The sequence below is a fragment of the Gardnerella sp. C0684A1 genome (assembly GCF_055326835.1).
In genome coordinates this window covers 1-26,096 of the sequence record NZ_JBLTSX010000004.1, presented here as the reverse complement: position 1 = coordinate 26,096, position 26,096 = coordinate 1, and the positions used below count along the sequence as shown (strand labels likewise).

The 26,096-nt window shown below is 40.2% G+C and carries 19 protein-coding genes and 1 tRNA gene; 7 read left to right on the top strand and 13 right to left on the bottom strand.

Annotated elements, in window-relative coordinates:
- Nucleotides 1–37 precede the first annotated feature (37 nt).
- Nucleotides 38–2,230 carry an LTA synthase family protein gene (locus tag ACNEUN_RS04540; RefSeq protein WP_463631136.1) on the bottom strand — a complete coding sequence of 731 codons (2,193 nt, stop codon included), beginning with the start codon at nt 2,228–2,230 and terminating at the stop codon, nt 38–40.
- Between the two features lie 354 nt (nt 2,231–2,584).
- Here ACNEUN_RS04540 and ACNEUN_RS04535 point away from each other — a divergent pair, with 354 nt between their 5' ends.
- From ACNEUN_RS04535 to ACNEUN_RS04515, 5 genes are all read left to right on the top strand, one after another.
- Entirely contained in the window at nt 2,585–3,955 is a 1,371-nt protein-coding gene (locus ACNEUN_RS04535; protein ID WP_463631134.1) for an alpha/beta hydrolase, read from the top strand.
- Nucleotides 3,952–6,738 carry a bifunctional lysylphosphatidylglycerol flippase/synthetase MprF gene (locus ACNEUN_RS04530; protein ID WP_463631133.1) on the top strand — a complete coding sequence of 929 codons (2,787 nt, stop codon included), beginning with the start codon at nt 3,952–3,954 and terminating at the stop codon, nt 6,736–6,738. Before ACNEUN_RS04535 ends, ACNEUN_RS04530 begins: the two co-directional genes overlap by 4 nt.
- Before the next feature lie 165 nt (nt 6,739–6,903).
- Complete coding sequence (purE, locus tag ACNEUN_RS04525; protein WP_463631281.1) at nt 6,904–7,368, top strand: 5-(carboxyamino)imidazole ribonucleotide mutase; 465 nt, start codon at nt 6,904–6,906, stop codon at nt 7,366–7,368.
- Nucleotides 7,352–8,524, top strand: coding sequence for a 5-(carboxyamino)imidazole ribonucleotide synthase (gene purK / locus ACNEUN_RS04520; RefSeq protein ID WP_427877253.1), 1,173 nt, complete (start codon nt 7,352–7,354; stop codon nt 8,522–8,524). The genes purE and purK overlap by 17 nt, the downstream gene beginning before the upstream one ends.
- 229 nt (nt 8,525–8,753) lie before the next feature.
- Nucleotides 8,754–9,152: a Fur family transcriptional regulator gene (locus ACNEUN_RS04515; RefSeq protein ID WP_427877255.1), complete on the top strand. Its 399-nt coding sequence runs from the start codon at nt 8,754–8,756 to the stop codon at nt 9,150–9,152.
- 77 nt (nt 9,153–9,229) lie between these two features.
- On the opposite strand, the gene ACNEUN_RS04510 is transcribed toward ACNEUN_RS04515, so the two are convergent.
- Together ACNEUN_RS04510 and ACNEUN_RS04505 are read right to left on the bottom strand one after the other, a co-directional pair.
- Nucleotides 9,230–9,302, bottom strand: a tRNA-Arg gene (locus tag ACNEUN_RS04510).
- A 72-nt stretch (nt 9,303–9,374) separates the two neighbouring features.
- The gene (locus ACNEUN_RS04505) at nt 9,375–10,568 is read right to left on the bottom strand and encodes an SLC13 family permease (protein WP_463631279.1); all 1,194 of its coding nucleotides are present in this window, start codon (nt 10,566–10,568) and stop codon (nt 9,375–9,377) included.
- A 310-nt stretch (nt 10,569–10,878) separates the two neighbouring features.
- On the opposite strand from ACNEUN_RS04505, the gene ACNEUN_RS04500 reads away from it, so the two are divergent.
- Nucleotides 10,879–12,573, top strand: coding sequence for an acetolactate synthase large subunit (locus tag ACNEUN_RS04500; protein WP_463631277.1), 1,695 nt, complete (start codon nt 10,879–10,881; stop codon nt 12,571–12,573).
- A 90-nt stretch (nt 12,574–12,663) separates the two neighbouring features.
- Here the strand turns inward: ACNEUN_RS04500 and dnaG are convergent, their stop codons facing one another.
- From dnaG to ACNEUN_RS04480, 4 genes are read right to left on the bottom strand one after another with little or no spacing between them, the layout of a single operon-like run.
- Nucleotides 12,664–14,745, bottom strand: a complete 2,082-nt coding sequence (gene dnaG / locus ACNEUN_RS04495; protein ID WP_463631130.1) for a DNA primase — start codon at nt 14,743–14,745, stop codon at nt 12,664–12,666.
- A 10-nt stretch (nt 14,746–14,755) separates the two neighbouring features.
- Nucleotides 14,756–15,016 carry a hypothetical protein gene (locus tag ACNEUN_RS04490; RefSeq protein WP_463631128.1) on the bottom strand — a complete coding sequence of 87 codons (261 nt, stop codon included), beginning with the start codon at nt 15,014–15,016 and terminating at the stop codon, nt 14,756–14,758.
- 2 nt (nt 15,017–15,018) lie between these two features.
- A complete protein-coding gene (locus ACNEUN_RS04485; RefSeq protein WP_463631126.1) occupies nt 15,019–15,210 on the bottom strand; it encodes a hypothetical protein in 192 nt (63 codons plus the stop codon).
- Between the two features lie 7 nt (nt 15,211–15,217).
- Nucleotides 15,218–16,426 carry an AMP-dependent synthetase gene (locus ACNEUN_RS04480; RefSeq protein WP_463631124.1) on the bottom strand — a complete coding sequence of 403 codons (1,209 nt, stop codon included), beginning with the start codon at nt 16,424–16,426 and terminating at the stop codon, nt 15,218–15,220.
- 362 nt (nt 16,427–16,788) lie between these two features.
- Here ACNEUN_RS04480 and ACNEUN_RS04475 point away from each other — a divergent pair, with 362 nt between their 5' ends.
- On the top strand, nt 16,789–18,540 hold the full coding sequence (locus ACNEUN_RS04475; RefSeq protein ID WP_463631122.1) for a zinc-ribbon domain-containing protein: 1,752 nt from the start codon (nt 16,789–16,791) through the stop codon (nt 18,538–18,540).
- A gap of 388 nt (nt 18,541–18,928) precedes the next feature.
- On the opposite strand, the gene ACNEUN_RS04470 is transcribed toward ACNEUN_RS04475, so the two are convergent.
- From ACNEUN_RS04470 to ACNEUN_RS04445, 6 genes are all read right to left on the bottom strand, one after another.
- Nucleotides 18,929–20,212: a deoxyguanosinetriphosphate triphosphohydrolase gene (locus ACNEUN_RS04470; RefSeq protein WP_463631276.1), complete on the bottom strand. Its 1,284-nt coding sequence runs from the start codon at nt 20,210–20,212 to the stop codon at nt 18,929–18,931.
- 81 nt (nt 20,213–20,293) lie between these two features.
- A complete protein-coding gene (gene alr, locus ACNEUN_RS04465; protein WP_463631120.1) occupies nt 20,294–21,649 on the bottom strand; it encodes an alanine racemase in 1,356 nt (451 codons plus the stop codon).
- 82 nt (nt 21,650–21,731) lie between these two features.
- Entirely contained in the window at nt 21,732–22,226 is a 495-nt protein-coding gene (locus ACNEUN_RS04460; protein WP_463631118.1) for an S-ribosylhomocysteine lyase, read from the bottom strand.
- A 91-nt stretch (nt 22,227–22,317) separates the two neighbouring features.
- Nucleotides 22,318–24,009 (bottom strand): ABC transporter ATP-binding protein, encoded by a 1,692-nt coding sequence (locus ACNEUN_RS04455; RefSeq protein ID WP_463631116.1) that lies wholly within the window; start codon nt 24,007–24,009, stop codon nt 22,318–22,320.
- A 16-nt stretch (nt 24,010–24,025) separates the two neighbouring features.
- Nucleotides 24,026–24,910, bottom strand: a complete 885-nt coding sequence (locus tag ACNEUN_RS04450; RefSeq protein ID WP_463631114.1) for an ABC transporter permease — start codon at nt 24,908–24,910, stop codon at nt 24,026–24,028.
- Between the two features lie 64 nt (nt 24,911–24,974).
- Nucleotides 24,975–25,943 (bottom strand): ABC transporter permease, encoded by a 969-nt coding sequence (locus ACNEUN_RS04445; protein WP_463631112.1) that lies wholly within the window; start codon nt 25,941–25,943, stop codon nt 24,975–24,977.
- Nucleotides 25,944–26,096: the final 153 nt, after the last annotated feature.

Genomic DNA, 26,096 nt, shown 5'->3' with positions numbered 1-26,096 from the left:
TACACATACTATTTACTTAACGCGCACTGCACTAAAATCAGCTAGGTATATTTAAGAAATCAGTATTCTTAAGATAGTGCTTTCCGCAAGTTATGTCGTACTGTATAAGACGATAGTCTTCCAAAAGATCACGAGTTTTCTTATCCATGTCAGCTACAGCCATAGGGTTTCCTTTGCCGTCTAAATAAATAGGCTGTCCAGCAGGAATCCTATCCCAACCCTGAATACTATTAACAACAGGAGGCTCCATTGCGCTAATATTCTCGTGAAGCCTAGTCAAAAACGCAAGGTATGGAGAAACTTTAGCGTTCATGTGTTCTGCAACTTGAGATATAAAGAAATTAGGTGAAGAATACACACCAGTTTTGTACTGGTTATTCTGTTTATTTTCTTTACTATCTTCTACATTATTTTTAGACTCATCTTTAATCTCAAGCGACTTTTTATTAGACCAAATAAAATAGTCAGTTAAGTGAAGCGCAAGAGAATTCTTATCATCGTCACTTGCTGTACTATAAATTCCTGGCAAATGATCACCGTAGAAAACTACAGTAACAGGCTTATCAAGATTATCTAAACCATCCAAAAACTTTTTAGTTGCCTGATCCGTATAATTAATACCTTTAGAATATGTTTCTATAGAAGATGTCTCATCGTCACCAAGATCTTGACTTCCTTCAGAAGCCTGAACTTTAAAATCATTATTCGCATACCAATTACGGTAAGGCATGTGATTTTGCATGGTAACAATTTGCACAAACTGAGATTTTTTAGCAGAAGAAATCTCATCTAAAGCACTTGTATAAGCAGAATCATCGGAAACGTATGGAGATTTATCAATCATATCCTTATGCTGTATTACGTCCGGTCCTTGCAAAGCATAAAACTTACTAAAACCAAACTTTTTATAGTTAGTAGAACGCAAATACATGCTCGGCTCATACGGGTGGAATGCCACGGAATTAGATTTGTCACCCCAATATCTATTCACAGTAGGAGTCCAAGAAGCATTCGGCACAAGCTGCTGATAAGGGCTTGTAAGAGATGAATCAAAGTTCACCATACTTAACCCAGTAAGAGACATATACTCAAGATTCGCAGTACCACCGCCGTAACCAGAAGATAGCATCAAACCACTATCTGTACGATTTTTAACATCAGTTATAAATGGAATAGGATTCTTATTAACACTAATACCTGGAACTCTTGAAGGATCGGAGAAAGATTCAGAAAGTATATAAACTACAGTATTGTCTTTCATACTTTCAGTTCTAAGACGATTAATCTCCTTAGCTTCTTGCTTGTAACGCTTATAAACAGCCTCCATAGTTTCCTGACTGTATTGTGCAGGCTGATCCATAATCTTAGGATTAATCTGTCGCAAAAACGCTACCAGCGCACCGTTTCTTTGCGCATCATAAACAGAATCCCACATTGCTGCAGAATCGCCAAAATATCTAGCAAACTTATTCGCAGAAGAATCAACGGTACCAACTCCAGAAATATACCAGCTAAGCCCAGAAAGAAGCATAATCGAAATAACTATGCGGCTAAGTATGCAGTAACGCCAATTTTTAAAATAAAAAACTTTTCCTCGCCTACTGTCAACCATATGCAAAGCCACTGTTATAAGCAAAGAAATAAAAATACACAAAACAGCTTGAGTAATAACAGTAGGAGCATTATCTGGAAGGAATGTTGCAATATTGCCAGTATTACTTTTTAGAAAATTCAAATCAGCAGGAAGTACAGTTTCGTAACGAACATTAACTTTCATATACTCAATAACCGCTATAACAACAGCGAGCGCAAACATAAGCATGCTTGTGACCCAGAACCTGTTAATAATCATTAGTATAAGACCGTAAATGCATGCAACAATAAGCATATTAAGCAGGAAAACAAAATTTAGATTCTTCCACATTTTAGTAAAAATGTAGAAGTATTTTCCTGCAGCTGAAGATGTCATACCAACGCGTCCGCTGCGCCTAACGCCAAGCTGTATAACAAAAACTATAAGAGCGTCTATAAGAACAAATAGGACTGCATAAACCCACACTGGAACTGTAAAATGTATTGATTTTAATACTTCAAAGCAGCGCGCAACAAAAACATTCCTAGTTTTGCTAGCAACTTTATTACTATTTTTATCGCTAGCTTTATCAATGGTTTCATCACTGGATAAATCTTTTAAATCTTTCTCTTTCAGTGTTGAATCCGTTGAATCCATAGTATCCTCATGCTCATTAAGTATATGCGAATTTGCTAATAGTAATAAATTGTAGTAATTGCTATCGTCATAGCATAATAAAACACAAACATAAAGCTTATTTTTGCTTAAAACTATTAAATTTCACAAAATTCATACCTTAGATTGATTAAATAATCGTCCATAATATCTATGATTAAATGTGTTTGATATTCACACAAAAATTTGATGTGAATAAAATGAAAACCCGACGTAGAATCAGCGATTTAATATTGTGCATATAGTAAAACTGTATGTGCAGTCTATTAAAGATAGCAACAAACGCTAGCTAATAGTAGAAGTGTGTTTTAACGGAAAGTGTAGGAACGCAACGGAATGAAGCAATTAGCAAACATTAGTTTGATGGATGGCTGGTTTCCTACAGTACTTTTTTCTATTACTGGCATAGCAATAGCTTTTCTTGTTTTTACTAAATCAAAACGCGGAAAGTATTGGATTCCGCTTGCAATTCAGCTTGGAGCAGCCTTCGCAAGTCTTATAGTTGGTGGATTAATAGCTTGGCTGATTTCAGACGTATTCTTAGTTTTTGGCGTAAGTTTAGGTTGGCTTGTTATTTTCGCAATATCCGCAGGTTTCGCTTTCCTGGGTTTTGCAATTGCTACAGCATTCATGTCTAAGGGTATAAGACTTGTAGTTTGTGTTCTAGCATCACTTTTGACAATATTGTGCACAATGCTTTGCGTAGATATGGTTTATGGAGAATACACAACTATAGGCTCACTATTTGGTTGGGGTAGTTTTCCTACTTTAAGAGAAAGCGAGCAGAACGCTCCAACTACGACAATAGATCAATGGAAAGCACTTTATAAAAGTGGAAAAATTCACGTACGCAATCAAGGCATAGTGCGTTCCGTACATATTCCAGCAACAGAATCTAACTTTAAAGCGAGAACAGCTAATGTTTATTTGCCTCCTGCAGCTTTAAGTAAACACGCTCCTAAACTTCCAGTAATGGTTATGCTAGCAGGACAGCCTGGTAGTCCTACAAGATTCTTCTCAGCAAGCAATATCGCATCCATGCTCAACGAATACGCAAAAAATCATTCAGGACTTGCTCCTATAGTGATTTCTCCAGATCAAAACGGTTCATCTTCTCATAACTCTCTGTGTGCTGACACTCCTGTTTTCGGTAAAGCAGAAACTTATCTCACTAAAGATGTGCCTAATTGGATTAAAAAGCACCTTCCTGTAAGCGAAGACCCTAAGCTTTGGCTTATGGGTGGCTTCTCGCAAGGCGGCACTTGCGCTACGCAACTTGTTCCTGCACACCCGGATATTTTCTCAAGTATGTATTCTGCTGGCGGCGAAATAGAACCTACTTGGAAAGACGAAAATCAAACTATTAGTAGATACTTCAACGGTAATAAAAAAGATTACGAAAGCCATATTCCTGAAAAGATTATGAGAAAAAACGCTCCTCTTAAACAAAACTATTATGCTATTGCCGGATTGTGGGATCCAAAATCTCAGTCGAATCAATCAACTATTTCTATAACTGCTCATAAAAGCGGAATGCGTGTAATCACAATGCTTGCTCAAAAATCAGGACACGACTGGCATACTGTGCAAGCAGGATTGCATGTTGTTATTGATCAGTTCTGTAAACAAGCTGGAATTTCAGACACTACTGCAGAACTTAATTCTTATGCTGATGTAAAAATACTCAACGATATTAAAGGGAAATGAGAGCAACAATGTCACTATTTTTCTTTGATAATCATAAATCTTTAAAAAGCAACGAAAATCAAAACTACGCGAACGATTCTAAAGAAGCGAATAGCGCAACTGGCATAGCGTTCTCAGAAAACAGTGGCGAAAGCCATAATCTAAGATCAGGTGAAAAACTAAACTCACATGCTAGGCTAAATTCAGCTAATAATAAAACTCAGCACGTAGTAATTCTCGCTAAAGATATTTATGAATGGTTGAAACAACGTTCATGCGCTGTAGCTGTAGCTATTGCTCTTATAGCAGTTAATTTCATAAATTGGGTTGTTGTTACTGTTTTACATTTTTACAAATATGGAGCAAACGCTACACTTTCGCAATTTTTCGCACGACACAAACCTACTCAAGGCCCTACATTATTCTTCGGCCACGGAAATATTGGCACGCTTCTCGTAAAACTTTGTCACACACTATTCTTCGTAAACAGTGTTCCTTCTCTTTTAGTAAACGTAATTCTCGCTATCCTACTAGTTGGATTAGCAGAAACAAAAATGGGAAAGCTTCGAATGCTGCTGGTTTCTATTACCAGCACACTAGTAGGTATGCTAATTGGCCTTATGGTTATAGGAAATCTTTCTATCATCATAAGTAATATGCATTGGATTACACGTATTCCTATACGACTTTCGCCTTTTACGCTTTTTATAGGCGCTTTTATGGCTGCAGCAACGTATGAGTCTATTCTTTGGCATCGTAGAATGCTGGTTTTGGGATACGCAATAACATCTGCAATGCTGCTTTATAGTGGAAATCCTGGCGATTATTGCACTATTTTTGCGGCTCTTACGGGACATGTTATTGGAAATCTTATGCAAAAAAATAAGTCTGCCAATAAGAATGTTAATTGGTGGGAAGGAACCGATTACGAGATACGCAGACTTTTTTCTGTAACGCAATTAGTAATGGCTTCAGGACCAATTTTTGCTTTATCTTCCAGATCTCATGCAGGAATTTTAACAACTTTAGGTCTTTTTATGTCGCCTCAAATGGGCACTAAAACCTGGCTTGCAAGATGCATGACCAACCACAGTTCTGCAAGCTGCCTTATCCACTCAGGTTTACAACATGTAGCTATTGGTGGATTATGGATTAGAATTATGCTTCCTATGCTAACTCTTATGCTAATAGCATGGGGTCTTCTGAAAGGTAGACGATTAGCCGCTTGGACAGCCATAATTTTTAACGCTATTACAGCCTTGTACGCCACAATGTACTTTATGTTTTTGCCTATTATTGCTACGAAACAAAGCTCTATAATACATCAAAGAAACGCTGTAGCAGTAGCGTTTATGCTTACGGCACTTCCTCCGCTTTTGATAGCAATATTGCTTGCTATTCATATACGTCATTTTTCAAACGATACGAAGATTGTGAGCGTAGGCATAGGTTTTGCTGTTATTATTATCACCCTATGCGCTACTGGAGCAAGTTACGTTTTCTTCGGATTAATGACTCCAGGAAGCTTCCTACCTTCTGCTGACTTGTACCATTTGCTTAGAGATTTGCCAGGACGATGGATGCCGATGGGATTCGGAAATCGTTCAAACGCTATGCTTATACCTAGAACACCTCTAGCATCTTTCGTAACACAAGGCGTTGGCGTAGTGTTTTGGCTCGTACTATTCGTAGTATGCTTCACATGGTTCAGAATTAAGCTTGTTACCAACGAAAACGATAGGATCAAAGCTAGCGAACTAGTGGAAATTGGCGGAAACACAATGAGTTTCATGACTACATGGCCAGGAAACCACTACTGGTTCTCTCATACAGGAAAATCCGCTATAGCGTACAGATTAAAATACGATATTGCTTTAACTCTTACAGGACCTTTTGGAGATGAGAAAGAGTATAAGCAGGATTTTAACGGCTTTATACAACTTTGCGAAAAGAACTCATGGTCACCTGTATTTTACGCAGTGCACGAAAAACAACGCGAAGCGCTAGAAGAATTAGGTTTTACATCTCTTAAAATTGGCACAGACATGCTCGTATACCCTAATCAGTGGCAAACTAAGGGTAGAAAATGGCAGGATATTAGAACTGCTATTAATAAGGCAAAACGCGACGGTATTATAGATGTGCTTAGCACGTACGAGGAAGCTCCTAATGAAGTACAGCAGCAAATCGTCGAAATTTCTGAAGAGTGGGCAGAATTAAAAGCACTTCCTGAAATGAAATTTACTCTAGGCGGATTAGATGAATTACACGATAATCGTGTGAAAATTTTATACGCTATAGACGAAAGCGGAAAAGTACTAGGAGTAACAAGTTGGATGCCTACGTACCGTAACAATAAGGTAATTGGCTGGACTCTTGATTTTATGAGACATCGTACAGACAGTCCTAACGGAATTATGGAACTTCTTATAGCAAGAATGGCTGAACGCTTACGCGATGAAGGAATCAGCAATCCTGATTCGGCAGTAGAATTTATGAGCCTATCTGCAGCTCCTCTAGCAGGAATCGAAGAGGACGAGCTAACAAGCGGAAGTAAAAAATCAACAAATATTATGAATCACACTCTTGCAATGATGTCTGATATTCTAGAACCTGCTTATGGCTTTAAATCTTTATACTTCTTTAAAAAGAAGTTCCAGCCTGAAGCAAGCCCAGTGTATGTATGCTATCTTGATTCCGCTAAACTCGCACAAATATCATTAGCAGTTACTAGTTCATACCTTCCTGAAGCAAAACCAAAACAACTTTTAGAAATGGTAAAGTCACTGCGTAATAAAAAATAATCTGCGGCGCAACGCAGCATATACGAAAATGTAACATAAATTTTGTTTGATTTAACGTGCTGATAACACGTTCTGTCGGCGTTTTCTCCTCACTTCTGCGTAAAGTAACTATTGCACGTCAGGGAGGTCATCGTGTTAGAAATAAAGCCAACCGTCGCAGTCGTAATGGGATCTTCAAGTGACTGGGAAACCATGCGTCACGCTTGCGAAATGCTCGACAAATTCCATGTCCCATATATGAAACAAGTAATTTCAGCACATAGAACACCAGAACTTATGGCAGATTTTGCTCACAACGCTCGCTCTGCTGGTTTCCGTGTGATTATTGCTGGAGCTGGAGGAGCTGCGCATTTACCAGGCATGATTGCAGCACAAACAACACTACCAGTTGTTGGTGTTCCTGTGCGTTCTCACGCATTATCGGGATTAGATTCGTTACTTTCTATTGTTCAAATGCCAGGTGGAATACCTGTTGCAACAACAGCAATAGGTAATTCTGGCGCAACTAATGCTGGTCTTCTTGCAGTGAGCATACTAAGTATAACAGATGAGCGTCTGGCTAAAGAACTCGACCAGTATCGCGAATCATTAAAGGCGAAAGTCGAGGAATCTAATGCCGAGCTTATCTGAAGTTACTAATGGTGCCGTAGAAAGATTAATGCCAGGCGCAACAATAGGAATTATTGGCGGCGGTCAACTAGGTCGTATGATGGCTATTGCAGCCAGACACATGGGATTTAGAATCGGAGTGTTAGATCCTACATTAGACTGCCCTGTATTTCAGGTTGCAGACTTGCAGGTTGAAGCAAACTATGATGATCCTGAAGGATTACGAGAACTTGCAGAACGTTGCGATGTACTAACATACGAGTTCGAAAACGTTAACGCTGATGCACTCGATAAAGTTCGTCATCTAACTGCCATTCCGCAAGGAACTGATTTGCTTCGAGTAACACAAGATCGCGTGTTCGAAAAGCAGTTTATTAACAAGCATGGCACTCAAACTGCTCCATGGCGTGAAGTCAATAATCTTGACGAATTAGACGCTGCTATTAACGAAATCGGTTTGCCTGCGATTTTAAAAACTCGCCGAGGCGGATACGATGGCCACGGACAGGACGTTTTGCGCACAGAAGAAGATGTTGCGAATATTCATCATCGCGCAGATCGTGGCGGAAAGTTCCCTCCTTCCATTCTTGAAGGCTTCGTCGATTTTGCTTTTGAAGCTTCAATAATTGTTTCAGGAAACGGAAAAGACTACGTTACTTATCCTCTTGCTAAAAACGTGCATCATAACAGTATTTTGCACATGACTCTTGTTCCTGCAGATGTAGATCCGCAGGTAGATAAAGAAGCTCACGAATTAGCTATGAGAATCGCAAATGGCTTTAAATTAGCAGGAACCTTAGGAATTGAGCTTTTTGTTACGCACGACAATCACGTAATAGTAAATGAGCTTGCTCCTAGACCGCATAATTCTGGGCATTACACGATAGAAGCTTGCGATATTGATCAGTTTGAGGCTCATATTCGAGGAATCGTAGGATGGCCTTTGCAAAAACCACGACTTCTATCCCCTGCGGTTATGGTAAACGTACTAGGTCAACACGTAGCTCCTGTGCGCTCTATGCTTCTCGATCATCCTGAATGGCATATTCATGATTATGGTAAAGCTGAAGTGCGCAAAAACCGAAAGATGGGGCATATTACGGTTCTGTGCGACGATCCTATAAAAGCTGCCGCAGAGTTAGACGCTACTGGTTGCTGGGATGATGAATTAGATTAAGTTACATTTAATAAAATATCTTACAGCTCGAAGAACGTGTAATAGACCCTAACGTATTATTCGCGATACGTTAGGGTCTATCGCATGCAAGATGATAATAAGAAGTAGAACGCATTACGACGATTGATTTTGAATTGTATAATTCATGTAGAATTCGGTTTTGAACTAGTCTCAAAGCTCAAACAAGTACTAAACTTAAATAAGAGTAAAGCATTTGAAAGGACTCAAGATGGCCAGTAATCCAGTACGAAGACACACTAAGCAAAAAGATACGGTACTAGGTTATCTGCGTGAGTCTCGTAATTTTATTTCTGCACAAGACTTGCACAGACTACTCGCAGGAGATGGCGAAATTATCGGTTTAGCTACCGTGTACCGACAACTTAACGCACTTACGCAAAGTGGCGACGTTGATACAGTGCGTTTTAACGGACAGCAGCTATTTCGCATTTGTGACGAGAACACTCATCACCATCATTTAGTTTGTGAAAAATGTGGTAAAACTGTTGATATTGAGCCACCTGACGACGAAGGTTGGATTCATAAAGTGGCTGAATCTCACGGATATACTGTAGTTGATCACACGCTGGAAGTTTTTGGCTTATGTGAATCATGCCAAAATGCGTAATAAATAATAGTAAAAAACAGTAATAAAATAATAATAAAAAATAAGCCCGAAATTGTTGAAATTCCGGGCTTTTTTAGTGCCCCCGACGCGACTCGAACGCGCAACCAACGGATTAGAAGGCCGTTGCTCTATCCTTTGAGCTACAGAGGCGCAAACTGCAATTATAGCAAAAACTTAATATAAACACGCCTTCAAAAGAAGATTTTAAAAATAAACTTACACTTATTCAATAACCCAAGCGAGAGTCATAAGAACCATAAGGAAGAACAGATTCACAATAGTATACGTGAGAAGATATCTACCCTTATGATTCGGATAATCATGAGTAAGACACTTATACGATATTAGAGAAGCCATGGAAGCAATCAAAGTACCCATGCCACCAAGATTTGTGCCAATAATAAGAAGCTTCCACTGATTACAGAAACCAGAAAGAAGAATTGTAGTCGGAACATTGCTAATAAATTGACTTGAAGCAATCGAAACTTCCATAGGATGCGTACCAACCCACATTTGAGCAAGATCGCTGAAACCTGGTACGCGACGCATATTGCCAATAAAAATAAAGAACATAATAAACGTAAGAGGCAATGCCCAATCAAGCACTCGAAAAACGTGTCGATCACACAAGAAAAAGGCTAGAACCATAATAAGCAACATTGCCCAATCAGGAATCAAACCACTTACACCAAGTAAACACACAACAAATAGAGCACTATAAACCGCAACTCGCCAACGAGTGAAACTCATACCATAACCCATGATACGAATCTCATCAGGCTGCGGACGACCATGAGAAGGAGCAAGAACACTCTGCTCAATATCTTCGCCATGCAATCCTTCAAACTGATCAACACGATCTGATTTGAAGAAAACAAAAGCAAACGCAACCATAAGCAATGCAGCTGTAACAGTGTAAGGCGCCATAATAGCCAAAAAATCTTGGGTAGACATGTGAGTCAACGCCTTCAAATACAAATTATGCGCATTACCAATAGGCGTTAACATACTGCCAACATTCGCACCAATAGTCATAAGGGTTATAACAAGAATCGCATGCTTCTCAGCATTAGCCATAACCAGCACAGATAAAGCAAACGGCACAAACGTAACTAACGCCACATCGTTAGTAATCCACATAGATGAGAAAAACGTTAGCGAAATTAATATCAAAACCAAGCCGCGCTCAGTATGCACTCTTCGCAACAATCTGGCACCAATAGCACGAAATACGCCAATACGCTGAAAACCGCAGACAACCATCATAAGGCAAACTAATTGCAAAATAGTATTAACGTGAATGTAGCCAAAATATTGTGGATCTGGTGGTACAAGAAAACAAGAAATAACCGCTAAAATAGCTGCCACGATAAGGATAGTTTCACACTTGACGAGATTCAGCAGCCAGCGCCTCATCATTCCTCCGTAAACAGCAAATATGACTCGTTCTATTATACTAGAAACCCATTCCCTTAACATTTACAACTCCCGACAAAATCGTTGAAATAGCAAGGTATTAGGAAGTATTAAGGGCTAGATTTAGCCGCAAATACGCAACACAAAAATCCGCCCTTTTTTATGACACGCGCATAGACTTAATTGTTACAAAAGACAAAAATATGTATATCATATAGAGCAAAGAATTTGTTGTCTAAACAAGAAGCGGATTATGGCAGAAATAAAAGAAACTGAAGACCAGAAGCTTAAACAAAAACTTGAACGACAGATGCATCTACGTAAAAATCACAAACGCAATACAGCAGATTTAATAGTCGAATGTTTAGTAAATGAAGGCGTAGAAGTAGTATTTGGCATTCCAGGCGAGGAAAATATTCCACTTCTTGAAGCGATTGAGCGCGACGGTCGAATTAGTTTTGTACTCACTCGCCACGAACAAGGCGCCGGTTTTATGGCCGCAACTTACGCTCACATTACCGGAAAGCCGGGCGTATGCTTGGCAACTCTTGGCCCAGGAGCGCTAAATCTTACGCTTCCTGTAGCTCAAGCAAACGCAAGCACTACCCCACTTGTTGCGATTTGCGCGCAAGGTAACGTTTCTAGACTTTATAAGGAATCTCACCAGATTATAGATTTGGTTGCACTATTCCAGCCGATTACACAATGGTCTTCTATGATGCTTGCTCCAGCTTCTGCGCCAGAAATGGTTCGAAAAGCATTCTCTATTGCAGGACGCAACCGTCCAGGAGCTACCTGCCTTGTTATTCCGGAAGATATTAGCGAAATGCCAGCGCCTGACGACGCAAAGCCTCTTCCACTTCCGCATCCGCTTCACATCATGCCAGCACCAGACATTATTGACGAAGCCGCTCAAATCATTAGTAAAGCAAAGCAGCCTATTATTTTGGCAGGAAATGGCGTTGCACGCTCGCACGCGGAAAATCAGCTTCTCGAGTTTGCTGAGCAGCTTAATGTACCTGTTGCAACTACTTTCGAAGGTAAAGGCGTTTTCCCAGATAATCATCCGAATGCACTTGGCGTCGTTGGTTTTATGCATCGCGACTACGAAAACTTCGCTTTTGACACTGCTGATTTAATTATTGCCGTAGGTTTTTCGATTCAGCAGTTTGATCCTAAGAAAATCAACCCGAATATTGATAAAACCATTATTCACATCAATACTTTCGTGGAAGATACTGATGCGCACTACCCTACTGCGCTGAACATTATGGCAAATATTGGCCAAACGCTTAAAACTCTTACTTCAGTATTAAAAACACGCAACATTACTTTCGACGTAAGCCACCCGCGTATTCGACAGCTACTTACAGAAGAACTACATTCTTGCGAAAACGATGAAAGCATGCCAATGAAACCACAGCGCGTAGTATACGATATTCGTCGCGCTGTTCCTGAAGGCACGAAAGTACTGGTAGATACAGGTGCTTTGAAAATGTGGATGGCACGCTTGTATCCAACTATGCATCCGAATACTTGCATAATCGACAACAGTCTTTCAACTATGGCTTGGACACTTCCTGGCGCTGTTGGTGCTTCGTTTATTCGTAACGATTGCGGCAAAATTAACACGAAACCAATTTTGGCTGTTATGGGCGATGGAAGCTTCATGATGAATGTGCAAGAAATAGAAACTGCTGTTCGCGTTGGAAGCCGCATGGTGGTGCTTGTTTGGGAAGATAACGCTTACGGCTTAATTAAGTGGAAAATGGAACTTCACGCAGGCGAACATGAGTACGTTGATTTTCATAATCCGGATGTGCCAAAATTGGCTGAAAGTTTTGGTGCGCGAGGTCACGTAGTTAAAAAGCCGGAAGACTTGTACAATATGCTGCGTGAAGCTTTGGAACAGGAAAGCGGCGTTGACGTAATTTCTTGCCCAGTTGATTACAGCGAAAATATGAAGCTTATTGAAAAGCTTGGCGATATTGATTTTAGTAACTAAATAAAACGATTCCGTAATAAATAGAAAATAAACTAGAAAACGTACTTAACACCGAACTAATCAGTGTTAAGTACGTTTTATATTTCTAATTTACATAATTTGCGACTGTAAATCTTTTCTAGCAGTTTCCATTGAAGTAATCTGCCCAAGCAATGCAATCTTTTCCTGACCATCAGGAAGCTTAGCCATGCGAGCGCGAGCTGCACCAATGCGACGCATATAACCAACATCAAGTAATCGAATAAGCAGCTCATTAGCATACTTACTTTCAGCCGAAGTAGCAACGCGCAAAAAATCCGAAGGAGAACCAGATGAAGATTGCTGATTCTGCTGAGAATTTTCATCAACTGAAGAACTATAAGTAGATTGAAGTGGCAAAGGCATAACAGAAAGCTCAGTAATTACAGGCTCAAGTAAAGGACCCGCAGACTTAGTCATAATATGCAGCCATAATCCTTGCGTAACGTTACCTGTTGGCAAACCTCCAGCAGCAACAAAAGCCTGAAATAGAGTACGAAATACCGGAGTCATAAAATTATTCAAAGTAAGTTGCGCAAAAAGCTTCTCATCAAAAGCAAGAGGCACTTGCAAAAGTAACGCCATAAACTGCTGCTCGCACATAAATACAGTATCGTCAACTCGGTAATAACTCTGATTTAAAGCCGCGCTACGCGCTGCAGCAATACGCGAAAGATTAGAACCGCTAGAACGTGAATCTAATACCTGCCGTACTCCTAAACTTTGAGGAATATTATATTTTTGAGTGTAAGCATCGTCGTCTATTACTCTCAAACGTCGCCTAGCAGTTTCAACCTCACGACGCATAACAGCCAAATCAACACCAATCAGACGAACCGCTTTTCGAGTATATAAATCAAGAAGTGAACGATCGCGTATCTGCGCTATAAGTGGAGCTGCTGCTTTAGCCGCACCCATTTGACCGGTAGTTAAGGATGTGTCAAAACGGTTAATTACCGTATCAATAACGAAATCGTATAGTGGACTTGCATGCGCAACAAGCGATCGCACAGCTTCGTCGCCTCGCTGAATACGCAAATCGCAAGGATCAAGATTATTATCTGCTACAGCGACGAAAGTCTGCGTCAAAAATGCTGAATCTAAACCAAAAGCGTGTAACGCAGCTTTCTGTCCTGCAGCATCACCGTCGAAAGTGAACACAATTCTAGAACTAACTGACTGCCCGTTCACTTTTAGAGGGCCAATAAGCTGAATTCCACCTAAAGAATCATCTGCAATAAGTCTACGTATGATCTTCGCATGCTCTACGCCAAAAGCTGTACCACATGTTGCAACAGCAGTATCGATACCAGCTAAATGGCATGCCATTACATCCGTGTAGCCTTCAACAATTACTACCTGTCGTTTTTTAACAATATTTGCTTTAGCTAAATCAATGCCGTACAAAACTTGCGTTTTACGATACAATGCAGTGTCTGGAGTATTAATATACTTTGCGCTTATAGAATCATCTTCGTAAAGTTTACGAGCACCAAAACCAAGCGTGCGGCCAGTAGAATCGCGTATAGGCCAAGTTAAACGCCCACGGAAGTAGTCGTATATTCCTCGCTGACCGAGTCTAGCCAAGCCAGCGTCTAACAGCTCTTGACGAGTAAAACCTTTATTAGATAAATATCTAACTAAATTATCCCAACCTTTAGGTGCGTAACCGCAAGAAAAACGCTCACTTTGCTGCTCAGTGAAATTACGGCCGGCAAGAAGATTTCGCGCAGGAGCTGCTTCAGATGTATTAAGTTGTGACACAAAAAACTTTTGAGCTTCCTCATTAGCTTCTAAAAGTCTTGCACGTTTAGAACCAGCATTACCTTTAGAATCGCTTGATTGCGATTTTTCATAATGCATTTCAATATGGTACCGGTCTGCTAAAAACTCAACAGCTTCACGAAAATCAATATTCTCTTTCTGCTCGACGTACTTAAACACATCGCCGCCAACACCGCAGCCAAAGCAGTGCCACACTCCCAAACTCGGTCGCACACTAAAACTTGGCGTTTTTTCATCATGGAATGGGCAAAGTCCCACAAAAGTGCCGGTTCCGGAAGGCTTAAGCGTAACTGATGCAGATACGATATCGTACAAATCTGCCGCAGCGCGCACGCGCTCAATGTCTTCTTTCACAATCATTCCAACCATGCTATCTAGCTTATCGCAAACCTGCGGCTAGCGGTATTACGCACATAACTTTCGTTTGCTTTCCGCAAGACGAAACTGTCGAAAACACCAAACCATCTGATGAAATAAACAAAACGCAAGGCAAAACTGTCGAAAACACCAAACCATCTGGTGAAATCGACAAAAAGTGAGGCGAAACTGTCAAAAACACCAAACCATCTGGTGAAATCAACAAAATACCGGACGAAAATGTCGAAAACACATAATCATTTGGTGAAATCGACATATTCACATTCACATCCTCATAATTCTTGGCACTCCAGCAGCAGTAAGCTTCTTTTCCAACTTTTTATAATCAATAACTTCCGAAAAATTAAAACGAACTATTTTACTTACTCCACACTCTTTCATAAGAAGCGCCTCACGCTCCGCCTGTTTGTCAATATTATGATTAATAACGCTTTGATTATATGAATTTCGTAGCATCTGGTTGTTATATATCAATATTTGCATGATTATTATCAAATTCATCAATGTAATATTTGCTATATCCATCAAGCTCTCCAATAATTAAATCATCATTAGGAAGTTTCCAAAGAAAATCAGACCTATATTTAATACCGTAACTTTGTAACACAAACTCGTGCTGCAGTTTAGGAACCATAAAACCAAGAGTAATCATTGTGCCGCGCGCGAATGATTCGCCTCCGTTTTCACTTAAACCATTTGCGAAGTAACATAGTTTTCGTAATTGAGTCAAATTATCTTGTATGTTACTTCCAAATACATTCTCAAACGAAAGTTGAGAATTTGCCGTTACGCGATTTTGCATATAGCCTAATTGACCGGAATAATTTGTACCGTAGCACTTTCCAGATGATTCATCATATTCGTTATAGGTTTCCCCAAAATCCTCAATATCATAAGAAAAATCCGTAATATGATTACTGCTTTTACAAGCTTTAGCATTTTCACATCTTCTTCGGCAAATTTCAATAACCTTAGCAAAATTCACATTGTCTTTTGCTGCTGAATCGAAAATTGCTAAAGCAGATCTAAATGGCTTTGTTATAGACGCGTCAAATAGCATTGTGCTTTTATCTACAATATGGCTTTTTATATCATCACTAATGTTGTCGCTAAAATGCGGAAGCTTTATTAACTTTCCTGCACGTCTACCATTTCCAGCACTAGTTTTGCCAATTGCGCTCATTGTTCCATTATGCCTGTTTGTACTACCGTCATAAGTCACAATGCGAACATCATCACTTGTGCCATCTTGCTCATTGCCAGTAGCATGAATTCTGTTCAAACATGGATTATCTGTATTAGATTTATAGCTTCCGCAACTAATATAAATCTGCGTAGCAGGATACGATACATTCCCTTTTTTATGCACATAATCAGGATCATCATAATTTTCTACAACCTGATATCCAATAAGCGCAGCTGCAGTGGAAGCAGTGAATTTCCAATTTGAATGACGTTCCATAAGTGGAATAGCTATATGTCGTATCTTTTCATGCAAGTAAAGTTTTTCCCAATAATCTTTTCGAGCATAAAGATTACGAAAAGTTCGCACAAACGTACCCGCTTTCACCTGCCTAATCAGCGATTGATGCTGATTTACATCTGTCGCATATATACAACGCTTTTCTTTTTCTGCATTTTCTGCAATTAGATTTAACTTTGTTCTGTTCATGAAATTAAGATTATTTTTAAAGTAACGCAGGAGCAATAAATTTTTTGCAATGTGGATATAGGGTATTTATTTTGTTTATTTCACCAAATCGTCTGGTGAAATAAACAGAATTAAGGACGAAACTGTCAAAAACACCAAATCATTTGATGAAATCGACAAAATGTGAGGCGGAATTGTCGAAAACACCAAACCGTCTGATGAAATAAACAGAATTAAGGACGAAACTGTCGAAAAAACCAAATCATTTGGTGAAATCGACATTTCTATTGATAGCAAAATTATTTAATTCGAATGTAATATATAAATAGATATTTATTATCAGAAAGAGTAGAAATTCTGTAAAGATTGTAAGAAGGTTGAACATGTTTTGCGAGAATTGTGGAAACAGAATTAATACAGGAGACAAGTTCTGCGGTTTGTGTGGAGCTCCTGTTGAAGGTTATACATATACTAAACAATCTCAAGAAGCACAGCCTACTCAACCAACACAACCAACACAACCAACACAACCAACACAATCTGAGCAACAATCTTCTCAATTACAACTACTCCAACAAAATAAAACCGTTGAAGATCAAAAAACTAACAATAAGTCAAATAATAGTAGAAGAAAAATTGCAATCATCATTACCAGCATAGTGCTAACAATTGCACTTGTATTAGCTGGAGCAGTATGGTATTACCTTAAAAATTCCGCAACAATTCCTAGTGCAAAACTTGGAGAGTCTGCAAATAGTGTTGAAAAAGCTTTGAATGATAAAGGTTTCCGCACGGAAGTTATAGACGAGTTTAGTTCTGAGAAACAGGGAAACTTCCTTCGATATGTGAATGTTAAGTCTGGTTCACAGGAGTCTACTAGCAAGGTTGTTAAGATTTTAAGATCTAAAGGTCCTGGCGTTCCAGCGAAAGGCGTTGTCGGTGCAAGTTTAGAAAAAGCCGAAAAAATTGTGAAGTCAATGGGTGTACCTGTGAAGCTTCACCACGTGCCTGTAAGCGAAAAGTCTACTGACAAGATAGTTGCGTCTAGCCCAATGCCTGGAAACGCTGTTGGTAAAGACGGCGTAATACATATCGCAGTTGGCGAAAACACTGACGGCGTGCCAGTTGACGTGTTTGGTGTGGATAAAGACAAAGCCAAGGATATGCTATCTTCCAACCCTTTCAGCGTGGATCTTCGCCCGAAGTTTTCTTCTGCAAAATATTTCGGCAAAATCGTTGGTGCTTACCCACCTTTGGGCACTCAGGGAAATCCAAGTTCAGTAACACTTTACTATGGAGTTGACGCTTCCAAAGCTAAGGATGTTGTTAGTGAGCCGACGGATTTCGGCGATAAAACGGCTTATCTTGTAACTCGAGCAGGCTCTTTTGTTGGCAAGTGGTGCACGAAGAGTGGTAATTGCATAAAACTGTTGCCGTATTCATTCCTTGGGTCAGAAGAAAAATATATTAACGGCGTCATTACGGAAGAAGTTGACAAAAGCGGCTCTACTGCTGATTATAACGATATAGATGTTCTTTATATGAGTGTGTGGGGCCAAGATCCTACTGATTATGCTATATATGATAAAAATATTGAAAATACAAAATATATGAAGAACAATCTTATTTCTGGAGATACAGGCGCAGTTGAATTGTATGCTGGAAGGGATTCATCGTTCTGTGACGGACATATTAAGCATAATGCTGACGACAGGTCAGCATGTGTAAATGGCAAGTATATTGATGCCGAAACAGTTATGGATGGCACAAATGGAGACGATGATATTGAAAAGGATCCTGGTTATGGCGTTGGATACTACTACGTTATGCAAGATTTTATGGTGGTTGTGCCTGTTGGCGCTAAGTTCGATGAGCTTTTAAATAGCGGATATTTCGTTGGAAAAGGAAAGAATCAACCGGATTTAAAGCGTCCGTTTATTTTGCGCAGGAATCCTAAATTGTACAAGCAAACGCGAGTTGATTTGCCTAAGACTAGCTATCCTGATTGGAGTCCTTTTATTCCTAGTATAAAAGGTCGTGCAGTGCCGTTCGCTCCAGCCCCGGATGATTCGAACGCGTACTATCTTGTGGAAGAGCCTTTCGATTGGAATACTTCCACTAGCGAATCATTGTAAGATGCGCTTAGTATACAGCGATTAGGTATTAACAACGCTTTTATACGAATTCTGTTTATTTCACCAAGTCATCTGGTGAAATCAACAAAATGTGAGGCGAAACTGTCGAAAACACAAAATCATTTGGTGAAATCGACAAAATGTGAGGCGGAATTGTCGAAAACACAAAACCAGCCGATGAAATAAACAGAATTAAGGGCGAAACTGTCGAAAACACAAAATCATTTGATGAAATAAACAATCTAAAAAGCGGAATTCATATAAAGTACGTAAAAATACTGCAACCGATCTCGCTTACGAAATTTACGCAAAACATGCGCGATCTTCTTCACATAATTTAGTCTTTACAACAAATACACACTCACAACTCACTCAGAACAACACACTCTTAGCACAAAGCCGCGTGAAGAGTTGTAGCGGAACCGTCTGTAAGACTTGCCACCTGGTCAATAGCCACGCGAAGACGCTCATCGTCGTTAGTGCACTCGTTCCAATCCCCTACGAACACTTCTTCCATAGCATCGTGCGGACGAGGAGATTTACTCATAAAAACTTCCACTAAATCGGTGATGATTTTCTGCTCACGCCTATAAACTTCACGCTCGCGAGGAGCAATAATAAAATGAACAGCTAAACTTTTCAGCATAATCATTTCATAACTTGTGTTTTCTGGAATCACAACATTCGCACGATATCTGATTAACGCCCCATCACCATATTTTTCGCGAGTTGCTTTTTCAACAGAAACGGCGAAACGTCCTATAAGCATACTTGTTATATTTTTTAACTTAGCTAAAGATCTGCGCGAACCGTCGAAATTTTCCGGGAAAACATTAAGCTTACGCAAACGTTGAAAAGCTGCCAAAAGCTTATCGCAATCCCATTGCTTTCCATACCATGCATGAGTATCTTCAATAACACTGTCCGCTAAAGAAGGATCAGATACGCATTGTGTATTAAAAGCGCCTACAACAATCGCATCCTCAATATCGTGCACACTATAAGCAATATCATCCGAAAGATCCATTATTTGGCATTCCATTGGACGCGCATCTTTAGGAGCACCAATTTTCAGCCATTCAAACACGTCGCGATCATCTGGATACACGCAGAATTTCAGATCACGCTCACCTTTATCGTGCGCTTTTGCATCCTCTAATCCCCACGGATACTTTACAGTAGCGTCTAATGCTGCTCGAGTAAGATTAACACCTGCGCTACTGCCATTTTCTCGAAAAACTTTCGGCTCCAAACGCGTAAGTAAGCGGAGAGTTTGAGCATTACCTTCAAAACCGCCAATATTTTTCGCTATTTGCGCAAGTACGCGTTCGCCGTTATGGCCAAAAGGAGGATGCCCCAAGTCGTGTGATAAACAAGCGCAATCAACAACATCTGGGTCGCATCCAAGCATTGCCGCGATTTGCCTACCGATTTGAGCAACTTCCAAAGTATGCGTCAAACGAGTGCGCACAAAATCATCAGATCCCGCAACTAAAACCTGACTTTTTGCTCCAAGCCGACGCAATGCAGACGAATGTATGATTCGCGCACGATCGCGCTCAAAAGGAGTACGAACACGCGTATGATGAGGCTCGCTTGCATAACGCTCAGTGTCACGCAAATCGTATTCGCCAACGACTTCATTATCTGAAGCGATAACTTCATCGCTTATAGAAAAAACTTCGTCACACATTAAAACCTCTTAATTAATAACCTAGATCTAGCGCTTAAGTTTAGCTTTTATATCAAGCTTTTATATCAAGCTTTTTGCGTCCAGTTTTGCAATATCGCTAGAAGATAGCACTTCGTAAGCGTTACGATAAAGCCGCGGCACACGAGGCCCGATTCCAGTCATGATTTCGTAGCTGATTGTTCCTGCAGCTTCTGCCCAATCGTCAGCAGTAGGCTCGGCAAATTCCACACCTCTTCCAGGTCCAAAAAGCGTTACAGTATCGCCTTCTCGAACGCCTAACTCTGCAGCATCGCCTTTTAAATCAACTATGAACTGATCCATGCAAACTCGCCCAGAAACGTTCAAAACTCGCGCACCCTTATTGGTTTCTACTCTCACTGGTCCGCCCGGTTTATCAACATGACGTGCACCTTGCATATCAAATCCGGAAGCAGAACGCAAAATACCGTCAGCATAACCAAGAGGCACAATAGCAGTACTCGTATTATTTGGAGTTAAATACGTGCGTCCGTATGAAATTCCATGCCCTTCTTCTACAGATTTTACGGTGCCGAGTTGCGCTTGAAGAGTCATAGCTGGCTGCAATCCATAAGTTTGAGAATCCCCCATTGCAGGATCCGGCTCGTATCCGTACAAACCAATTCCTGGACGAACAAGTTCAAAACGTATTTCAGGACGATTAAGCGTTGCAGCAGTATTCGCTAAATGGCGGATTTTAGGCGCAACATTCGCTTCGCGCATGCGTTCTGTAAATTCGTTAAATTGATTAATTTGCCGGTCGGTTGCGTCTACAAATTCTGGAACGTCAGGAGAATCTGCCACAGCTAAGTGACTCCATTGGCCAATAACCTCAATCACACCTTCGCTCGAATACTGCTTTAACTTTTCTAAAGCGGCATTAAAACCTTCTGGAGTAAAACCATTTCGTCCAAAACCAGTATCGACTTTTACGTGCACGCGAGCAGGCTTACCTAAAGCACGTGCAGCAAAAGCTACAGCGTCGAGCGAGTCAATAGAGCCTACTGAGATATCGATATTCTCCGTAATCAGATCTGCAAATCTAGTAGTTGGAGCGCTAGTAAGCCAAGTGAGAATATGGCAACGGCTGGAACCAATACCTGCTGCACGCAAACGTAACGCTTCGTATGGTTGAGCTGTACCAAGCCAAGTAGCGCCTCCAGCTAAAGCCGCGAGCGCACTAGGAATAAGACCGTGACCGTATCCGTCTGCTTTTACGACTCCCATAACTTCCGGCGCATTCTGACCAGGCTGCAAATCTTTACGAACTCGCGCAACCAAAGTGCGCATATTGTCTCGAAGCGCCTTCAAATCGACAATTACTTGACCAGGGTATGTACTTAACGCGCGAGCATAGTTTTCAGCTAATGTCACCGTATTTTTAGGATCTGTACTCATTATTCACCTATTACTTTTACACTCAAGAATGCGCTCAAATTTAGAATTAGTTACTTACTTAGTTACTTACCTTAAGATACTTTCACACGAGTTTACGCTCAAAAGGATCCGAGCTAATACCTTTAGCTAAAATATCCTTGCACCATTGACGCGCACCAAACAAACTATGATCTCGATAATTACCGCAAGATTTAATTGTGGTTGCTGGAACATCATCCCATGTAGCCTTGAAAGCTATAAACTCAAGGGACTCTTTTAACGCGCGAGCAACTTCGTCAGTGCTGTGCTCTCCCCACGTAAGAAGATGGAAGCCCGTACGGCAACCAAAAGGAGAGCAATCAATATATCCGTCAATATGTTCCCTTAAAAGTACTGCTATTGTATGTTCGATTGTGTGCAAAGCTGCTGTAGGAATAGCTTCTTCATTAGGCTGAGTTAAGCGAATATCATAATTTGAGATTACATCACCATTAGGGCCTTTTTGCGTATCAATATAACGCACGTAAGGAGCTTTTACTTTAGTATGATCTAATTCGAAACTTTCTGGACGCGGACGCTGCTTAGAATTTTCGCTCATAATTATTCCCTTCATTTACTCATGAAATACTTATATACATATTAGACTGTATCCTGCAAATTAAGTAAATTGAGTGAAATAACTTTAGATTTTATAAGATTGCTGCGTTTACAAGTTCTCGCGTATAAGAATTCTTAGGATAGTTAAGTACTTGACTTACGCTTCCAGACTCTACTATTTTTCCGTCATTTAGTACGATTACGCGTGTAGCTAAATGCTGAATCATACCTAAATCGTGACTTACGAATATGCAAGACATGTTTGGGCGTTTAGATCGAATCGTAGCAAAAGCTTCAAGAATACGAGTACGTTCAGCAACGTCGATAGCACTCATAGGTTCATCTGCTATAAGTATTCTAGGGTCGCTAATAAGCGCTCGAGCTATAGCAACGCACTGAGCCTGACCGCCAGAAAGCTCATGCGGATATTTTTGCGCAAAATTTTCTGGTTTTAAACCAACTAATTTCAAAACACTATAAACACGATTGTTTACATCTTCCTTACTAAGATTCATATTTTTATGTCTTATATTAAGCGGCTCAGCAACACTTTTTTCCACAGTCCAGCGTGGGTCTAATGCTGCGAAAGGATGTTGAAAAACTAAGGAAGTTTCACTACGTAACGCTAAAAAGTCACTTTTTTTGCTATTTGATAAAGCTATTATGTTGGAATCGTATTCGATAGTTCCTTCTGAAATTTTTTGCAAACCAAGTATGGATCGAATAAGAGTAGTTTTACCACTGCCAGATCCGCCTATAATTGCTAAAGATTCACCAACTTTAAGATTTAAGTCGACACCTTTTAATACTTCAGAACTTTTTTTGCCACTACCAAATATTACGTGAATGTTTTTTGCAGAGAGCAAAGTTGCGGAATTTTCAGATTTACAGATACTATCAGAAATATTTTCAGTGGAAGTATCTTTAGCAGAAGCAGAAGCACTTTCCGAAAAAGCACTTTCCGAAAAAGCACTTTCCGAAAAAGCACTTTCCGAAAAAGCACTTTCCGAATTTTTTGCTCTAAGCGTAAGTTTTCTAGCAGATTCAACAAGAATACGAGTTGAAGTAACTTTAGGATTTTCAAGCAAATCTTTCACACAAGCACTATCAACCAAATTCCCAGAATCGAGAACATAACAGCGCTGAGCTGAATGAGAAAGCACAGAAAAATCGTGAGTAACAAAAAGCATTGATGCGCCCATATCGTCCACAAGTGAAGTGAGCATACTTACAACATCACGCTGAGTAACAGAATCAAGAGCCGTAGTAGGCTCATCAGCAAGAATAAGTTTTGGATATGTAATTAGCGCTGTGGCAATTCCTACACGCTGCTGCTGGCCTCCAGAAAGCTCAAAAGTGCGCTTAGAAGCAAGTTTAGGTGATAAACCAACCTTCTCAAGCATATTACAAACACGATTATGAACATCATCGTCATTCAGAAGATAGTGTATTCGAAGAGGCAATGAAACCTGCTGTTCTACTGTTAAAACAGGATTTAGTGCGCGATTAGCCTGCTGAAAAACAACTCCCACGTATTTTCCGCGAAGTTTTGCTATTTCAATATCACTAGCCCCAACTGTCTGCAAATCACCCAGTTTGCAAGATCCAGAAACTTTTGCACCTTCTGGAAGTAAACCAGTAACAGCACGAATCAGCATAGACTTACCGGATCCTGATGAGCCAACTAAACCCACACGCTCACCATCTGCAACTTTAAGAGACACGTTATTTAATACACAAGAATTACCTAAAGTAACGTTAAGATTATTAACAATTAAACTCATTTAACTACCCCTCAACCTAATTTTTTAACTCAACTACACTACTTTTAGATGTAGGTTTTAACGCGACTCTAAGTACATCACCAAATAAATTCAACGCCACAACAACTAAAGTAACTATTAAACCAGGCCAAAGTACCGCTAAAGGATTTACATGAATAAGAGTTACAGAAGTTGCCAAAACTCTTCCCCAGCTTGCAACACCGGAAGGTACGCCAACTCCTAAATAAGTTAAACCGCTTTCTGCTAAAATTACGGTTCCTGCAGAAAGCGAAAGCTGAACTAATGCAACAGGAATTATATTAGGAAATACGTGACTAATAAGTACGTAACGTCTAGAAGCACCCTGAGAAACTGCGAAAGTTACATAATCAGATCGCAAAGCGAGTTCAGCACTTGGACGCACAATTCGAGCCAAATTAAGCCCATAACCAATTGCACAAGACAATACGATTACAAGAACACTAGCACCAAGCGGAACAGCAAGCATAAGCGCAATTAACACAGTCGGTATTGAAATCAGCGCATCAACGAACATAACACTTGAGCCACTAATAATCTGGGTTTTAGAAATCATTAAACTAAGCAAAAGCGAGGCAATGCTAGCAGAAATAATCACGGTACAGATAACTAAAATAAGTTCAATACGAGAACCAGCCATAAGCCAACTAAGAATATCTGATCCAGCACCATCAGTTCCAAGCCAGTGAGACCAAGACGGCTTCTGCCATACTGCAAAACCGTTAGTATAAAGCAGTGAGTACGGCGTCCAGAATAAAGAAATTATGGATACTGTAATCCACAAGCCGAGCGTTACACACACAAATTTACCAAAAGAAATATTCCACAATCTCACTAAAAATAAAAACTTAAGTTTATTAATTAACTTACTCACGGAACTCATAAGGGAACTAATAACGGAACTCATCACTAAACTCACTTCCTTACTCTTACTCAACTTTTAAAAACTAGTTAGATTCAGAATCTTGAGATAAGCGTGAATCAAGAAGCTGGTGAGAAACATCTACTATAAATCCGATAGTTAAAAACAAAGCTGAGAGCATAAAAAGCTCGCCTTGAACTGCAATAAGATCTCGTAAACCAACATCTCTCACCAAACCCATACCCATTCCTGGAAGCGAGAAAAGATTCTCAATCACCATAACGCCCATAACCATGTGAGCAAAAGTCAAGCCTATAACAGAAACAAGCTGCGGAAGTGCCAAACGTAAGCCTACCTTCCAAACAACTTCCTTTCTAGTCATTCCACAAGCCATAGATTGAGAAGCAATTTCGCTATCCGAAATATTTTCTAAAACGGCAGCCGTGTAACGCATAAAACCAGAGCCTACAATAATTCCAACACTAAAAGCTGGAAGAAGCAGAGAATAAAAAGCTTCACCAAACTCACCCCAGCCATCAGTTGGAAAACCTTGAGTAGGTAGGATTCTAAAAACGCCAACGCCTTTTCCTAAAAGCAAAATAAGCAGCATACCGCCCCAAAGAGCCGGCACAGACCCTGCAGTTAGCGCCATAAAACGAGTTAATTTTACAAGTTTACTTTTGCGGTAAATAGCTTGAAGACATCCTAACGGAATACCAATTGCAAGAGCTATTATCAATCCCATAATAATAAGTGGGAAAGTAATGGAAGCGCGCATAGCAATAGTTGAACTTACGGAACGGCCGGTTAACATAGATACACCAAAATCACCACGAAAAACGCCGCAAATCCAGTCAACATACTGCGTAAAAAGTGGTTTATCAATACCAAGCTCAGCGCGCAATTGCTCTACTTTACCGCTAGGAGCGTTCAAGCCGGCCATAACTTGCGCAACATCTCCTGGAAGAACACGCAAAGCAAGAAATACGGCTGTAGAAATGCAAAATAACGCCGCAATGAAAAGCAGCAAACGTTGGCATATCATGCGAAACATAAACCGCCTCCTTTTTATAGGCTTCCAGTCAAAGCTCACCGCAAGTATACGAATTCGGACACGCGCGCAGTATGATTTCTGCGCGAGTGTCCCATTCTGCCTGTTTTAAGACACTAGCGCAGATTGCGTTCTGCGCGAGTGTCCCATTCTGCC